We start from the raw sequence: 15838 nt of genomic DNA, 5'->3' as shown, positions 1-15838 counted from the left end.
TTTAAGCACTCACGTAGCCGTAATTTTGTTCGTTTTCTCGACACGCTGGTAACAAAATAACCAGTGTTAAATTGCTAGAACCCTTGATTTTTAAAGTGTTTTAGGGGATGAATCAGCCCTGCCTTCGACCCTGCGGGAAGCCGCTTTGCGTCTACAGCATGACAAAAGTTCATATCCTTTTAGATGCTTCCTGCGTCAGCATGACAACACAGGATCATTCATTTTGTGGCTTACTCTTACTTATTAGAGAATCTAATTCTCGTGCTTTTTACAAATTTATACAGAATTGCTACATATAAATGAAAGTACATAAATATTTGGTTTCTTGTTAACCCATACTAATTAAAAAATATTAATTGTTTTGCATATAAATAGAATTTACAATACATTATAAGTGTATAAAATAAATCATATTCATATATTCTAATGTTGCTCAATAATCGCTATCGTGTAATCCAAAGTCTAGGTAGTGGTGGATTTGGTGAAACCTTCTTAGCAGAAGATACGCAAATGCCATCACATCGACGCTGTGTAATAAAATTACTCAAACCAATCACGACTAATCCGCAAATTTACCAACTTGTACAAGAGCGATTTCAGCGCGAAGCAGCGATTTTAGAAGAACTTGGGGGAAGTAATAACCAAATTCCAGCCTTATATGCATATTTTCAGCAAGATGGACAATTTTATTTAGTCCAAGAATATATTGAAGGGAGTACATTAACTGCAAAAGTCAGACAACAGGGATATTTAAGCGAGATTGTAGTTCAACAATTACTCGCAGATTTATTACCAATTTTAGAATACATCCACGATCGCAAAATTATTCATCGCGATATCAAACCTGATAATATCATCATGCGAAATCGGGACAATAAGCCCGTACTCATTGATTTTGGTGCGGTACGCGAATTAATGGGTACAGTCATCAATTCCCAAGGTTCACCAACAAGTTCGATTGTCATTGGTACACCAGGTTATATGCCTAGCGAACAAGCAGCAGGTAGACCAATATATTCTAGCGATTTATATAGCTTAGGAATGACAGCGATATATTTATTAACTGGTAAACAACCGCAAGAACTGGAAACAAATCCCCAAACAGGAGAGATTATTTGGCAAGAACATGTAACCAATATTAATCCTCAATTTATATCGCTAATCGATCGCGCGATCGCATATCATCCGCGAGAGAGGTTTACCAGTGCCAGAGAAATGCTTAATATCCTAGTTGGTGCAACTAATACAATTTTACCGACAGAATACCCAAACCATGATTATTCTGTAAATAATCCCCCAGGCAAATCAAATATAGCAGCAACCGAGTATTTGACTCCAGCTACCAAAATTTCAGATAATCGCAACAATCTTCTCACAGGTGGTTTAATCGGTGCTGGAATCGCGGGAGGATTAGTAATTGCTGGTATTGCTTCTACAAAATTGGGACAATCACAACCATCACCAACAGCAAGTGTTGTATCAAAAAACCCAGTTTCAGAACAGATTACTACCATACCATCACCTTCAATTGCGAGTAATCAAACCCTACAGCCAAATAATCCATCTCCCTCAACCGACAGCACAAACTCAACACAGAACCAAAAAAATAATACAAATCTTCCCAATCCATCTGCGATCGCACAAGACATTGATTACTCTTGGACATCGCAAAGGGAAGTAAGCGAGGCAGATTTAGAAGGTAAAAGCGCTTTCGATTTAGATATTATGCGAAACTCTATTTTTGCACGTCGTGGTCGTCGTTTTGACACTCCGGGTTTGCAAAGCTACTTCAATAAACAACCTTGGTACAATCCTGAATACTCGTCAAAAGAATTCGATAAATTAAAGCTTCTATCAGATTTAGAAATGCGTAATGCCATGTATATCAAAGAATATCAAACCCGATTTAACCTTTTATATTTTAGGTAAATATTCACCCATCAAAACCAAAAGTTAGCCGACAAAGTAAAATGTATGGGAAATACCCTTGTTCTGACTGGCTAGTTAATACAAATGCTGCTCAATAACCGCTATCGCATAATACAGACATTAGGAAGCGGTGGATTTGGAGATACCTTCCTCGCAGAAGATACCCAAATGCCATCTCGAAGACGCTGCGTTATTAAACAGCTAAAACCTATCAACAACAACCCTCAAGTTTACCAACTTGTGCAAGAGAGGTTTCAAAGAGAAGCAGCAATTCTAGAGGAATTAGGTGATGAAAACAACCAAATTCCCCGCTTATATGCCTATTTTACAGAAAACGTCCAGTCAGAAAACGGACAATTCTATTTAGTACAAGAATATATTCAAGGGCAAACCCTCAACACCAAGATTCAAACGCAAGGTGCAATGAGCGAAAATGCCGTCATTAATATACTAACTAATATTTTACCCGTACTCGATTACGTTCATCGTAAAGGCATCGTTCACCGCGATATCAAACCGGATAACATTATCATTCGCGACATAGACAATAAACCAGTACTAATTGACTTTGGTGCAGTCAAAGAAACCATCAGTACAGTCTTCACCCCATCCGGGAATTCCACAAGGTCAATTGTAATTGGCACACCAGGATTTATGCCCAGCGAGCAGTCAGTTGGAAGACCGATGTTTGCTAGTGATATCTATAGTTTGGGGATGACAGCAATTTATTTACTGACAGGTAAATTGCCACAAGAGATACCAAATGACCCCGCAACAGGTGCGATTTTATGGCGACAATATGCACCGAATGTGACACCTAGTTTGGCAATGTTGTTAGAAAAAACTATCCAATTTGCACCTCAACAGCGTTTCTCTAACGCGAGGGAAATGTTAGCAGCATTACAAGCAGGTTCAGCTACATCCATACCTACCGTTGTAACTAATCCAGCAAATCTGACACAACAAAATACAGTTCCCATCAGTTCTCCAAATCAACAAAATTACCAACAAGCTTATAACCCAGGAAAAACAACACCAGTTGCGATACCATCTCCGATGGTTGCCAAGGGCATCGCAAATTCACCCCAAATATCTAACTCAAGTAATGGACGAGGTATCATATTTGGTTTATTAATCGGTGCTAGTTTAATCGGTAGTGCAGTAATTATCGCGAATGCATTCAACCGTCCACCTCAACAATTAGCAGACAAAGAACTAACTTCACAAAATACAATATCAAGTTCCCCCACACCAAGGGAAACACAAGAAGAATCCGAACCACCAATACAAATTCGTCAAACAGAACCAACACGTCGTCGTCGCACCACTATCGAACCACAGGAAGCTGTACCACCTCAAGCAATCGAAACACCAACTTTCTCACCTTCCCCAGAAGCAAATCAGACTCAGGAACCAACAGAAACTCAACCAACAGAAGTTCCAACTCCAGATATTCCCATCCCAACACAAATTCCTTCCCCCACAACCCCCTCGCAAGAAAATAAACCATCAGTCAAAGAATTTGTAGAAAATTACTACACAACAATCAATAACGGCAATTTACCGAGTGCTTGGAACAAGTTATCACCTACTCTTCAAGCAAATAAGAGACTACATCCACAAGGATATGCTTCTTATACAGATTGGTGGGGAGGAAGAGTACAGCAAATTGAAATTAACCAAGTGAGATTAGTTGAAAAAAACACAAATACGGCAGTAGTAGACGCAAAATTAAATTACGTACTGAAAAATGGTAAAAATTCACCTGCTTCCGTGCGTTTTACTTTAGTATGGGATGCTGCTAGTAACCAATGGTTAATCAGCGATGCACAAAGACCTCAAGGTTAATATTGAGATTTATATTCCCTATATTCCCGACTTCTCTAAGAGGGTGTTTGAAAAGTCTCCTTCTATGTCATGCTGAGGAACGTTCGCGTAGCGTGTCCCCTTGGGACTCAGCATCTCAGTACGTAGGCTAAACTCTAGATTCTAGCCTGCGGCAACGCGTAGCGCGTACGTTCCGCAAAGCTCCACTCAGAATGACAATTTATACATCCTAAAACTTTTCAAACATGCTCTAAGGGGATATGTTGTCATGTCGAGCATTTCGCAATTAAAAAAAAACCTGCTGATGCAGGTTTTCTTGCAAATCCCAGGCTTTTAATTAACCTGGGAGTAATAAAAATGAAGAAAAGATTACTTAACGGTAGCTTTACCACCAGCTTCTTCGATGCGCTTCTTAGCATCTTCAGCTTTGTCTTTAGTAACAGCTTCAAATACTGCTTTAGGTGCAGCTTCTACTAAATCTTTCGCTTCTTTCAAACCTAAACCAGTCAATTCGCGGACAATCTTGAGGATAGCAATCTTTTTCTCAGCTGGTACGGAATCAAGAATTGCATCAAATTCGGTTTGTTCTTCCACTACTTCAGCAACAGCACCAGGCATTGCAGCCATCATCATGGGGGCAGCAGCAGCAGCACTTACGCCGAAAGCTTCTTCAATTTGCTTAACGAGTTCGGATGCTTCGAGTAAGGTTAAACCTTTAAGTTGTTCTAAAATTGTGTCAGTTGCAGTAGACATTCTTTGGACTCCTGTAAATTGATGATTTTTGTTAATTATCTTAGTTGTTAGTTGTTTGTTGTTAATTATCAGTCATCAGCTATTAGTTGTTAATTGTTATCTCTTAACTCCTAACTTTTAATTCCTAATTCCTAACTCCTAAATCCTAACTACCAACTGTTTCTGACTCAGCAGCGCTTTCTTTATCTTTGTCAGCGACAGCTTGCAAAGCACGTCCCAGCGAACTGGGTACTTCGTTGATACCGATAGCAATCTTGGTGGCTACACCATTGATAGCACCAGCGATTTGTGCCATGAGTTGTTCCTTGGATGGCAAGTCTCCCAAAACTTTGACATCTGCTTCTTTGAGCAGTTTGCCATCCATTACACCACCGCGAAGCGTGGTTTTGTCTTTGGTGGCTTTTTGGAATTCTTGATATGCCTTAATTGCTGCTGAAAAGTCTTCTTTTACCAACAAGAAAGCATTGGAACCTTTGAGTAGTTCCGACAAGGGTTGCCATTTTTCTTGGTCTTGAATGGCTATACCCATAAAGGTATTTTTTGTTACTTTACAAACAGTACCGCTAGGACGTAATTTACGCCGCAAATCAGTAATTTCAGCAACACTTAATCCTTGGTAATCAATTACTAGTGTCAAAGTTGACTGGCTCAAAGTACTTTTGAGTTCGTCAACAATTTCCTTCTTATTTGTAAGTGTTCTACCCATGTTTATTTCACCTCCTTAAGAGATTTTGGATTTTGCGAAAAGTTTGTGGGGAAGGTTTCCTTCCACAAAACTTTTCAAGACGGGTTTTAGGTTTTAGGTTTTAGATTTTTCAGAAACTAAAACTATTTCCAAAACACATCACCAAAAGTGAACCAAAAAACTAAACCCCAGCTATGAAAGCCAGGGTTTTTGTTCGAGGTCGATTTTTAATCGTAATTACTCCGCACAAATTCTCTTTCACTCTTGCCTTAAAGGGGAAAGAAGCGATTAGTTTGGTGTAAACCTCGGCAGGATATTAAGTTGATAACACCTGCTGTCTCTGGCTAATTATTTGATTGTGGATTAGCTATTTTGGGCGATTCTTGATTTTGGATTACTTAATTTTGGATTACTTAGTTCTGACGTTGCCCAGTTGAATATTTCAAATATTCTACTGGGTTATAAATCTAAACTCCAAAATTTAAAATCTAAAATTTAACTGGACCTAAGCAATTTTTAAGTCGCGAAGGGCGTTGACATCAACTCGAATTGCTGGTCCCATTGTGGCAGAAATGTATATACTTCGCCAGTAACGACCTTTTGCTCCTGAAGGACGGTTACGCTCAATGGTGTCTTGCAATGTCTTCAAGTTTATCAGTAAATCATCAGGGGAGAATTCTGCCTTACCAAACATAACATGGACAATACCAGTTTTGTCGGCGCGAAATTCTAATTTACCTGCTTTGAATTCTGCGATCGCACTTGCAACATCAAAGGTTACTGTACCACCTTTGGGGGAAGGCATCAAACCACGGGGACCAAGCATTTTACCAAGTTTTGCAACCTGGGGCATTACGTCAGGGGTCGCAATTAGCTTATCAAAGTCCATGCGTCCTTTGGCAATTTCGTCAATGAGTTCTTCCGAACCAACGATATCAGCGCCACTATTAGAAGCTTCGGTAACTTTTTCACCTCGTGCAATTACTGCTACACGCACGATGTTTCCTGTACCTTTTGGCAATGCTACCGTTGTCCGCAATTGTTGATCGCTATATTTTGGATCAATCCCTAGACGAATATGTGCTTCCGCAGCTTCAGAAAATTTTGCTGTCGCTGTTTCTTTCAGAAGTGCTAGGGCATCTAAAGGGGCGTAATCTTTATCTTCTACTTTCGCAAGCAAAGCCTGCATTCGACGCGATACTTTCTTTGTCATTTCTCTCTCCTGGGGTTAATCACGAAGCTTTGCCTCTCCCCCGATAAATTTATACAGTTAGGAGTTAAGAGTTAAAAGCGAGGAATTTTTAGTTTGAATTTTAAGTTTTAACTCATAATTCACAACTCACAACTCATAACTTTTTAATCTACAACCGCAACACCCATATTCTTTGCAGTACCTTCGATAATCTTCATTGCTGCATCAATATCGTTGGCATTTAAATCGGGTAGCTTGGTTTGGGCAATCTCTTGTAACTGGCTTTTAGTAATTGAACCAACTTGTTTCTTGTTGGGTTCGTTGGAACCAGTTTCGATTTTTGCCGCTTTTTTGATTAGTATCGAAGCTGGAGGAGTTTTGAGAATAAACGTAAAACTCCGGTCTTCAAATACCGAAATCTCTACAGGAATCACCATTCCAGCTTGATCGGCTGTTTTGGCATTATATTCCTTGCAGAACATCATGATGTTAACACCGTGTTGACCCAGTGCGGGACCAACTGGCGGTGCTGGGTTGGCTTTACCTGCATTTAAAGCCAACTTAATGACCGCTACAATTTTCTTCGCCATTTTGTTTTAGCCCTGTTTCTCTACCTGATTGAATTCCAATTCGACTGGTGTATCCCGTCCGAAAATTGAAAGCAAGGCTTTTAGTTTACTCCGTTCGGGGCTAACTTCAATCACTTCTCCTTCAAAGTCTTTAAATGGACCGGAAAGTACAATAACCTTATCACCAGCCGCCATATCTATTTTAACTACGGCTTCTTGCTCGGTAGCCTGTTTGAAGATGCGCTCGACTTCGGAATTGCTTAAGGGTAATGGTTTCACGTGACCTCTACCTCTGCCAGCTCCGCGTTTTTGTTCGGCTCCGACAAAGTTGATTACATGTGCCGTGTTTCGCACTACCTGCCACACATCATCATCCATTAACATCCTTACCAACACGTAACCGGGAAAAACTTTTTCGTCGGTTTCGTGACGACTGCCATCCTTACGAATTTTCAGCGCTTTTGTTTGAGGTATTTGTACATCAAGTATCTTATCAGCTACATCAAAGGTTTGAATACGTTGTTCCAAGGTAGTTTTTACACGCTTTTCACAGCCTGATGCTACCTGTACAGCATACCAGCGAGCTTCTTTTGAGTTTATGGCTCGCTCCATTTCCTCTGAATGTAACGTTGGGTTATATTCTTCATCTGTTGCAGAAGTCATCAGAATACCTGTTTTGCTGCCCACGTAAAGAATTTATCCACTAAAAATATTAACGATGCCGAAAGTGTGACCATTAACAATACGGCGGCGGATTCGCTGATTAATTGCTGCCGACTGGGCCAAACTACTTTCTCAAATTCTTCTTTGGTTCCATCGATAAAGTTACCGATACTAAACCCACCTGAGCTTTCTGGCATTTCTGCTTCGTTCTTCTTGCCCACGGTTGTCAATCCCCCGTTTAACTAGATAACAATACTTTTTTTATGCTTTGATTTTGTGATTGTAGGACTTTGCTATTTAAATCAACACTTGCAGCTTCCACTGGAATCAGAGCAAAAGCTGCAAGTATGAAAGTTCTACCTAAAATTATACATAAAAATTTTACCCGAAATATCACATATTTGCTGCCTTCGCAGTTTATATAGATGTTCCGGGTTAATTTATTCCAACAGATGTTGTAGTGACAGAGCGCGCCCTGGAGGACTTGAACCCCCGACATCAGGTTTTGGAGACCTGCGTTCTACCAACTGAACTAAGAGCGCTCGATTTGTCTCGAATTTAGTTCTTGAATTCAGTTATTGCGCTGAACTTTGTCTATTATAGCGCAATGTGGCATTTTTGTGAATATTTTTTTGTCGAGGGAACTTTTGAGTGAGGCTTCGCTCTGTCGCAATAAATCATCTCCCATGTGTAGAGAGCTTACAAGGGACGGTCAAACCGTTGTTTAATCCGGGTTGCTTTACCAATGCGATCGCGTAGATAATAAAGTTTGGCACGGCGAACTTTACCGCGACGGATGACTTTGATGTTGTCGATACGAGGCGAATGGACAAGGAAGACCCTTTCGACTCCAATTCCTTGGAATACACGACGAACTGTGATTGTCTCATTAATGCCGCCATTTTTTTTGGAAATGACTACACCTTCGTAGGGCTGGATACGGAATTTCTCGCCTTCTTTGATTTTTACGCCGACTTTAACGGTATCACCGACGTAGATATCAGGTAGGTTAGACTTGATTTGTTCCGCTTCGATTGAGCGAATGATTTCTTGGGCGTTCATGATTTTGTGGTGAAAACTCACGATCACTAATCATAAATGGACAAATACTTTTTAGTCCAGTTATTTTATGTTGATGAGTTTCCGGTGGTTGGAGATTGAAAGAGAATTGTATAACATGGGACAAGTGTTCTAAGTGTGAGGTGTATGAAGTTTAGTGTTGTCATTACGACTTATAACCGCTTAAATTTATTGCGAAGGGCTATTGATTCTGCCTTGGAGCAATCCATTCCTTGTGAGGTAGTGGTTGCGGACGATTGTTCGTTGGATGACACGCAAAGCTATGTGGAAACTTTACAGCACGAATTATCACTGCGTGGAGATTTTCGGCTAATTTACTGTCGGAGTTCGATAAATTTGGGACATGCGGCAACTGTGAATGCTGGTGTGGAAAAAAGTAGTGGCGATTGGATTAAGTTTTTGGATGATGATGATTATTTAGCGCCAAATTGTTTGGAGGAGATGGAGAATGCGATCGCAATTCATCCAGATGCGGCAATTTGCTCCTGTATAGCGGCACAAGTGAGTGAAAATGGGGAGGAATTCAGCCGTACCCCTCAACTTGGTCCTGGCTTGGCTTATTACATCCCCCAGGCTGATATTCATTATGGGATGTTGTTGGAAATTTTACCTTTTGGTACACCTGTTCAGGTAGCTTGCGATCGCAAAGCTTTTTTAAAGGCTGGTGGTTGGGATACGACAATGACGAGTTGCGACGATATTGATTCGTGGATTCGGATTGCTCAATTTGGTGATGGGATTTTTCTCAATCAATGTCTGGCTTTTCGCACGATTTGGTCTGGTGGTTTGGATCAAAAAATTGCTCTGCAACAGCGTTTGCATACCAATATTCTGATGAAGGAAAAAATTTACGCTTTGGTTGATGCTAAACACCACGGAAATATTCCCGCTTTGCAGGATATGCGGCATTATTTACAACTTCACTGGACTTTGGTGGCGATTAGAACTAAGAATATTACTAATATTCTGAAAATTATTGATACATCAATTTTGTCTTTTCATGCTTGGCGACTGTTAGTTCTTGTAGCTTTAGTTAGGCGATCGCGTCACAATAATATTCATTTGCGTAAGTTTGTCTTAATTAATTAGTTTTTAGCTCAAAAGTTTTCTCAATTTATCGAGTCGATTTAAAGTTGATTTTACCCAGCCAAAGTCAAGAAAATCATGCAGTGTTGTGTAAAAGCAGGGAATAATAAACAGCGTTAATAAAGTCGCGAGGGATAATCCCGAAAATACAACTATACCTAAAGGTTGGAGAAATTCTGAACCTTCACCAATTCCTAAAGCTAGGGGAAACATCCCCAAAACGGTGGTAATGGTGGTCATTAAAACTGGACGTAATCTTTGGGGAGCTGCTTCTAAAATTGCGCTACGACGGTCGATTTTCTTGCGATCGCGGAGTTGATTTGCTAGTTCGATCATGATGATGGCGTTGTTAACTACAATACCAACTAATAAAACCGCACCGACGATTACTGTTGCTCCAATCGCTGTTTTGGTAATATAAAGTCCAAAAATACCCCCAGCTAATGCTAAGGGAATTGTGAACATAATTACTAAGGGGTCAACAAGGGAGTTGTATTGTACTGCCATGACCACGAAGACGAGGAATGCTGCTAATCCTCCCAATAACCATAATGAGCTTTGGAGTTGCTGATTTGACTCAACGGCTGCACTTGGTAAAATTGATATGCCTTCAGGTAAATTTAAAGAATTAACAACACTATTAACCTGGTCAATCGCTTGACTCAAACTCGCACCTTCATTTAAATTTCCGGCAATAATAAAGACCTGCCGTTGGTTGATGCGTTGAATTTCTCCTGGTGCTTGCCCTTCGACAATATTTGCGACATCACTCAAACGAATTTGGCGATTATTACTCGTAAATAACGGTATCCTTTGCAACTGAGAAGCGCTTTGTACTGATTTTTCATCCAACTGAACCCGCACATCTACTAAGCGATTACCCCGTTGTAGTTGGGTTGGGGTACTTCCTTCAATTGCCGTTTGGATTGTATTACCAATTTCTTGGGCAGTTAATCCCACATTGGCAACCCTTTCCCAGTCGGGACGAATTTGAATTTCGGGTTGTCTGGCATCTGCGTCGGGACGAAATCTGGCTGAGGTGACACCTGATTCGAGTGCTGTTAGTAATTCTCTTCCTGTTTTTTGGAGAGCTTCGGCATTATTTCCTTGCAAAATTACATCTACATCTGCTCCCCTAGTGGGAGAATTGTTCAGAATCAAACCACGTACTTGTCCGGGGGAAATACGCAAACGGGTTCCTGCTAAGTTGAGTGTATCAAATTCGCGGGTGACTCTTTCGGTGTAGGCTTCCACATTAGTACCGGGTTTGAGAGTGATAGTGCTGGAACTCCGTAACGGGTTTGCTGTAATACTACTACCAAACAAAGCTCCTCCCGATGTGGAAAAGACGTACTCTGTTTCGGGTTGCGCTAACAACAGCTTGTCCACTGCATCCATCACTTTGCGGTTATCTTCCAATGGTGTACCGGGAGGAAACTGAGCGATCGCATTTGCTTGTCCGGTGTTAATCCGGGGTAAAATTTCTTGGGTAATTTGCGGTGCCATCCACAAGCTCGCACCACCTAAGCTAATTAAAACTAAGGTAATTACTAATAACCGAAATCGTAATATTTTGAAGAGGAAATTACCATATCCTCTTGTGGCAGCGTCAAATCGTTGATTAAATGCTCTTAATAGCCATGTCTTTCCAATTCGACTCGAAAATCGCCAAGCCAACATTCGCGATGCCATCATCGGTACAACTGTGACTGCGATTAAAATTGAAGCAGCAACGGCAAAACTAATAGTTAAAATTAACTCGTTGAATAAGAGGGAAATAAATCCACCAACGAGCAAAAATGGTAATACAGCCACTAAGTTAGTGCTGGTTGAGGCAATTAAGGCAGATTCAACTTCTTGGCTACTTGCTTGTGCTGTTTGAAGCAATTGGTGATTACTCAAATTTGCTTTACTATCTTTGCCAGGAGTCATTCCCGCACCTTCGGCAATATTCTCCAACATCACAATCGAGTTGTCAACAACAATACCCACACCCAAAGCCAAACCACCTAAGCTAAACACATTCAGCGACAAACCAAATAACCCCATGAAGATAATTGCTGCCATTGTCGCTAAAGGTATGGCAAGGACAATTATCAGGGTTTGCCGCAACGAACCCAAAAATAGTAATACCGCGATCGCAGCTAATCCAGTGCCAATTAATCCCGAACTTGTGACGTTAGCAATGGAATTTCTAATAAATTTTGATTCATCCAAAGTCGGTGTAATTACTGTACCTTCGCTAATTAAACCACTTTGTCGCAGTTGTTCAATTCGCTTTTTCACACCATCAACAACATCAATGGTATTTGCATCAGGTTGCTTGCGGATACTCAATTTTACCGCAGGTTTTTGGTTGAGATTGACAAATACCCGTTGGTTTTCAGTACCGTCAATCACTTCGGCAAAATCCCGGAGATAGACTCTACGGGAAGGAGTAGAAACTGGGGAATTAGAAGTGTTTGCAGAAGTTGGAGAAGACTGGGAAGAAGTTGAGGAAGAAGAAACTTCAAAAGATAAATTTTTAATTTCCTCCGCATTTTGAAAACGTCCCACAGTACGTGTCAAAGGTTCGGAATTTTCACCCAAAATTCTCCCACCAGAAATATCTTGGTTGCGATCGCGTAACTCATCAAGTATATTTGTTAACCCAATACCCTGAGCTTGCAATCTATCTAAATCAATATTAATTCTAACTTCTTCTTGAATCCCTCCCGATACATCAACCGCAGCAACTCCAGGAACCACACTCAGTTCTCGTTCTAATTCCTCTTCGGCAAAAACCCGCAGTTCCACACCTTGAAGCTGTTCGGATGTCAGCGCTAATTCGTAAGCTGGTAGTTGTGAAGGGTCAACTTTAAATAAGCGAGGTTCTTCGATTGTATCTGGTAAAGCACTACGGGAGCGATTAAATGCTGCTGTGGCATCATTTAAAGCTTGGTCAATATTTCCCCCCGGTTGGAAAAACAAGTCGATATTGACTTGACCTTCACGGGTTTGGGAATATACCTGAAGCACACCTTCAGTTGCCGAAAAAGCTTCTTCGAGTGGTCTGGTAATTTCATCAACACCCACCTCTGGCGATATTCCTGGGGCATTAATCCGCACACCAATTCGAGGATAGGTAATCGATGGTAGTAAATCCACTGGTAATTTTTGTATAAAAAATAGCCCCATGACAATTACAGCCAGAGTCAACATCAGCGTACCAATATGTTGACGAATAGCAGTAGCGCTAATACTGAAACCGTTACCGTTACTTTTGTTTTCTTCCTGGTTGACTTGCTGCATATTATAGGTAATTTTCTACTGAGTTTTTTCTGAAAGAATCGAAAGTCGAACAGTGTCACCTGGTTTTAAGGGTTTACCGCTTCGAGTCACAAATCTTTCTCCAGGTTGCAATCCCGATAAAACTTCCACCTTGCCATCTGCACTTGCTCCCAAAGTCACTTCCCTTACTGCAACCGTTGGTTTATCTCCTTGATTGAGGACAAATATTTGCGCTTGACGGGGTTTATTTGCCGATTGAGAACGCGATCGCACCGCAGAAGGTGAATTTGAGGAAGAATTGTTCTGTCCCGTTGGTTGATTCTTAACCTGTCCAACATCGATCGCACTTTGAGATATGGCAACCCTAGAAGCATTTTCGCTGGCAAAATTTACCCGTGCTAACAATCCACTACCAATTTTGCTAGTCACATTGGGAATTTCCACCTCTACAGGCACTAAACGCGCTGTTGCGTCTGCTGCCGGGGATATTCTGGCAACTCTACCTGTAAAAGTTTTATTGTTAAATGCATCTAAACGTACTTGCGCTGATTGTCCGACTTTAATGTTGCTCAGTTCGAGTTCGGACACTTGTACCGCAACTTTGACACGGCTAAAATCGCCAATTTTTAATACCTCGCCCCCAGGCTGTAAAAAGTTCCCAGGCTCGGCAATTTTCTCAGTAATTACACCGCCAATAGGTGAAATTAACTTAGCGTAATTGCGGCGTTTTTTTGATTCATTAACCAAAGCTTGCTGGGCAACTACCCTACCTTGGGCAGTCGCAACCGCTTGCTGTTGATTGCGTACTTGCTCTTGAGATGCCCGCAGCGATTGGGCAGCAGTTCGCGCTTGCGTACGGGATTGTTCGGCAATTTGTTGCGCGATCGCACCTTGTTTAAACAAACTTTCCTGTCTTTTGGCATCGTTTTCTGACTGCACAAGCTCCAACCGCAATCTCTCCACATCCGCACGAGCATTACTTACCTGGGTATTTGCCCTGGCAACTTCCGACTTTAAAGCCGCAAGTTCCGCTTCCGCTTGGTTCAACGCAGTCACAAGCAATGCTTCGTCAACCTGTCCGATTGTTTGCCCTTGTTTAACAATATCCCCAACATCAGCACTTAACGCTAACAACTGTCCTTGGACTTGCGATCGCAGCGAGACAATCCGAAATGGTATGGTTGTACCCGTGTATTCTGGCTGTTGTCTCAATGGTTGAATACGTGCGATCGCAACATCAACGGGTGCGATCGTAGCACTTTTTTCTGTACCAGCACGACGTTGCGATTGAGCTTCAGCAGCTTCTTTAGGCAAAGAAACACAACTAGCTGTCAATAATCCCATCCCAAAAACAATAATTAGTGATAATCGATACATTAATTCAAAATAATATGGGATACTAGAATGCGATCGGCACTTCTAACTTCATTATTTTTGGAAGTCAAAAATCATTTCCATCATGTCACCTTTGACGGCTCCGAGAATACCCCTTTCGGTCTATTTTATGACAAGTAAACTAGGAAAAAAGTCATGTTTTTTAGATTTTGGAGCGTTGTCACCATCCAATCCGAAATAACAATACAATTGCAGATGCAATCATTGCCGAACCTGTTAACCAGCAAACATATCTATAACCACTTGCAATTTCACCTTTAATATCCAGATTAGATAAAGATTGCGATGAGTCTGAAAATTTACGCGTTCGAGCCAAATATTCGATAAAAATGGGAAATAATATTAGTACAGCACCCAAAATTATAACTAGTGCTAGAAGAAAAATAACTGGAGCCATATTTGCTTTTTTCTCTCAGTAAACTTTAAATGCTAATGCCAAGTTATCCATAGCACTTCTCGTTTGGATGCAATACAAATCAGGGCAAACAACCGTTTGCCCCTAAATCTAAAAAATAGAGATACAAAATATCGCATCTCTACAAAGTCATGGAAACATTCAAATTTTCCCTAAATCCAAAGCTTGTACTGAACGACAGCGAATGTATCCAATATCTAATAATGGCTTCCCGATTTGCGATAATGCACCGCAGTTACGCTATCTTGATTCAATACTTTCCCATCATCAACAGTCGCATACACTAACCAATGATCGCCTACCTCCATCCTGTCTTTTACCGTACATTCCAAGTAAGCTAAAGCACCCGAAAGTACAGGCGCACCATTAGCAGCTTCTTGAATATCAATCCCTGCAAACCTATCCTGAGCAGGGCTGTAGGATTTCATAAAGTGCTTCCGCAATTCCTTTCCTTCTGCCAAAATATTTACAGCAAAGGGACTTCCCGAATGCATCAATGGTTCCAATGCCCTATCCTTTGCGACCGAAATCGTTAAACCAGGAGGGCTAAAACTTGCCTGTGAAATCCACGATGCCAACATAGCACTTGATACATCACCTTGCTTGGCAGTAACAACCGATAATGACCCTAAAATCCTACCTACAGCTTGCTCCAAGCTGCTAGCGGGTGTACTAGCGGTACGGACTTTGTTGACTCGTTTGATTGCTTGGGCAAAGTCGGTTCCAGCTTCTTCCGATTTTTGCAAAACTTTCTCATCAGGTTTAAATTTGACGCGGATAGGATCGAAACCGAAGCGATAACCTCCATCTTTGAGTTTGCTTTCCAATAAATCGATCGCTTCTCCACTCCAACCAAAGGAACCAAATACACCTGCAAGTTTGGTTTTGGCAGCATTGGAAAGAACAATTCCCAAAGCTGTTTGAATTGGTGTTGGTGCATGTCCTCCTAATGTTGGTGAACCCATGATAAAACC

Annotated in this window: 14 protein-coding genes, 1 tRNA gene and 1 other annotated feature; of the genes, 3 read left to right on the top strand and 12 right to left on the bottom strand. The window is 41.1% G+C overall.

Annotated features, from left to right (window positions below):
* Nucleotides 1–426 precede the first annotated feature (426 nt).
* The gene (locus CK510_RS12945) at nucleotides 427–1929 is read left to right on the top strand and encodes a protein kinase domain-containing protein (protein WP_095722100.1); all 1503 of its coding nucleotides are present in this window, start codon (nucleotides 427–429) and stop codon (nucleotides 1927–1929) included.
* An 84-nt stretch (nucleotides 1930–2013) separates the two neighbouring features.
* A complete protein-coding gene (locus tag CK510_RS12940; protein ID WP_211293186.1) occupies nucleotides 2014–3777 on the top strand; it encodes a serine/threonine-protein kinase in 1764 nt (587 codons plus the stop codon).
* A gap of 348 nt (nucleotides 3778–4125) precedes the next feature.
* Here CK510_RS12940 and rplL read toward each other — a convergent pair whose 3' ends face one another.
* The 8 genes from rplL to rplS form a co-directional block, all read right to left on the bottom strand.
* On the bottom strand, nucleotides 4126–4509 hold the full coding sequence (rplL, locus tag CK510_RS12935; RefSeq protein WP_095722098.1) for a 50S ribosomal protein L7/L12: 384 nt from the start codon (nucleotides 4507–4509) through the stop codon (nucleotides 4126–4128).
* 145 nt (nucleotides 4510–4654) lie between these two features.
* Complete coding sequence (rplJ, locus tag CK510_RS12930) at nucleotides 4655–5215, bottom strand: 50S ribosomal protein L10 (RefSeq protein ID WP_095722097.1); 561 nt, start codon at nucleotides 5213–5215, stop codon at nucleotides 4655–4657.
* A 150-nt stretch (nucleotides 5216–5365) separates the two neighbouring features.
* Nucleotides 5366–5556 (bottom strand) — a sequence feature (ribosomal protein L10 leader region).
* Between the two features lie 143 nt (nucleotides 5557–5699).
* The gene (gene rplA, locus CK510_RS12925; RefSeq protein ID WP_095722096.1) at nucleotides 5700–6407 is read right to left on the bottom strand and encodes a 50S ribosomal protein L1; all 708 of its coding nucleotides are present in this window, start codon (nucleotides 6405–6407) and stop codon (nucleotides 5700–5702) included.
* Nucleotides 6408–6550: 143 nt separating this feature from the next.
* Nucleotides 6551–6976, bottom strand: coding sequence for a 50S ribosomal protein L11 (gene rplK, locus CK510_RS12920; RefSeq protein WP_095722095.1), 426 nt, complete (start codon nucleotides 6974–6976; stop codon nucleotides 6551–6553).
* A 6-nt stretch (nucleotides 6977–6982) separates the two neighbouring features.
* Nucleotides 6983–7618, bottom strand: a complete 636-nt coding sequence (gene nusG, locus CK510_RS12915) for a transcription termination/antitermination protein NusG (RefSeq protein ID WP_095722094.1) — start codon at nucleotides 7616–7618, stop codon at nucleotides 6983–6985.
* Nucleotides 7618–7839 (bottom strand): preprotein translocase subunit SecE, encoded by a 222-nt coding sequence (gene secE / locus CK510_RS12910; RefSeq protein ID WP_095722093.1) that lies wholly within the window; start codon nucleotides 7837–7839, stop codon nucleotides 7618–7620. The genes nusG and secE overlap by 1 nt, the downstream gene beginning before the upstream one ends.
* A 248-nt stretch (nucleotides 7840–8087) precedes the next feature.
* Nucleotides 8088–8160, bottom strand: a tRNA-Trp gene (locus CK510_RS12905).
* 157 nt (nucleotides 8161–8317) lie between these two features.
* Nucleotides 8318–8680 (bottom strand): 50S ribosomal protein L19, encoded by a 363-nt coding sequence (rplS, locus tag CK510_RS12900; RefSeq protein ID WP_095722092.1) that lies wholly within the window; start codon nucleotides 8678–8680, stop codon nucleotides 8318–8320.
* Between the two features lie 144 nt (nucleotides 8681–8824).
* Here rplS and CK510_RS12895 point away from each other — a divergent pair, with 144 nt between their 5' ends.
* On the top strand, nucleotides 8825–9787 hold the full coding sequence (locus tag CK510_RS12895) for a glycosyltransferase family 2 protein (RefSeq protein ID WP_095722091.1): 963 nt from the start codon (nucleotides 8825–8827) through the stop codon (nucleotides 9785–9787).
* 3 nt (nucleotides 9788–9790) lie between these two features.
* Here CK510_RS12895 and CK510_RS12890 read toward each other — a convergent pair whose 3' ends face one another.
* From CK510_RS12890 to CK510_RS12875, 4 genes are all read right to left on the bottom strand, one after another.
* Nucleotides 9791–13075, bottom strand: coding sequence for an efflux RND transporter permease subunit (locus CK510_RS12890; protein ID WP_095722090.1), 3285 nt, complete (start codon nucleotides 13073–13075; stop codon nucleotides 9791–9793).
* A 15-nt stretch (nucleotides 13076–13090) separates the two neighbouring features.
* Nucleotides 13091–14431 (bottom strand): efflux RND transporter periplasmic adaptor subunit, encoded by a 1341-nt coding sequence (locus CK510_RS12885; RefSeq protein WP_095722089.1) that lies wholly within the window; start codon nucleotides 14429–14431, stop codon nucleotides 13091–13093.
* Nucleotides 14432–14609: 178 nt separating this feature from the next.
* A complete protein-coding gene (locus tag CK510_RS12880; protein WP_095722088.1) occupies nucleotides 14610–14846 on the bottom strand; it encodes a hypothetical protein in 237 nt (78 codons plus the stop codon).
* Nucleotides 14847–15061: 215 nt separating this feature from the next.
* The coding region (locus CK510_RS12875) for a flavin reductase family protein (RefSeq protein ID WP_211293185.1) at nucleotides 15062–15838 on the bottom strand (777 nt) is incomplete at its 5' end.

It is taken from the genome of Brunnivagina elsteri CCALA 953 (genome assembly GCF_002289455.1).
Taxonomy (GTDB): Bacteria; Cyanobacteriota; Cyanobacteriia; order Cyanobacteriales; family Nostocaceae; genus Brunnivagina; species Brunnivagina elsteri.
Note: the sequence above shows the minus strand (reverse complement) of the source record. Positions and strands in the feature narration are given on the sequence as shown.

What these genes read in the sequence shown, in the direction of transcription:
- rplJ (WP_095722097.1), bottom strand. Translation starts at nt 5,215, where the DNA reads ATGGGTAGAACACTTACAAATAAGAAGGAAATTGTTGACGAACTCAAA.
- rplK (WP_095722095.1), bottom strand. Translation starts at nt 6,976, where the DNA reads ATGGCGAAGAAAATTGTAGCGGTCATTAAGTTGGCTTTAAATGCAGGT.
- CK510_RS12885 (WP_095722089.1), bottom strand. Translation starts at nt 14,431, where the DNA reads ATGTATCGATTATCACTAATTATTGTTTTTGGGATGGGATTATTGACA.
- rplL (WP_095722098.1), bottom strand. Translation starts at nt 4,509, where the DNA reads ATGTCTACTGCAACTGACACAATTTTAGAACAACTTAAAGGTTTAACC.
- CK510_RS12895 (WP_095722091.1), top strand. Translation starts at nt 8,825, where the DNA reads ATGAAGTTTAGTGTTGTCATTACGACTTATAACCGCTTAAATTTATTG.
- CK510_RS12880 (WP_095722088.1), bottom strand. Translation starts at nt 14,846, where the DNA reads ATGGCTCCAGTTATTTTTCTTCTAGCACTAGTTATAATTTTGGGTGCT.
- CK510_RS12940 (WP_211293186.1), top strand. Translation starts at nt 2,014, where the DNA reads ATGCTGCTCAATAACCGCTATCGCATAATACAGACATTAGGAAGCGGT.
- rplA (WP_095722096.1), bottom strand. Translation starts at nt 6,407, where the DNA reads ATGACAAAGAAAGTATCGCGTCGAATGCAGGCTTTGCTTGCGAAAGTA.
- rplS (WP_095722092.1), bottom strand. Translation starts at nt 8,680, where the DNA reads ATGAACGCCCAAGAAATCATTCGCTCAATCGAAGCGGAACAAATCAAG.
- CK510_RS12945 (WP_095722100.1), top strand. Translation starts at nt 427, where the DNA reads ATGTTGCTCAATAATCGCTATCGTGTAATCCAAAGTCTAGGTAGTGGT.
- CK510_RS12890 (WP_095722090.1), bottom strand. Translation starts at nt 13,075, where the DNA reads ATGCAGCAAGTCAACCAGGAAGAAAACAAAAGTAACGGTAACGGTTTC.
- nusG (WP_095722094.1), bottom strand. Translation starts at nt 7,618, where the DNA reads ATGACTTCTGCAACAGATGAAGAATATAACCCAACGTTACATTCAGAG.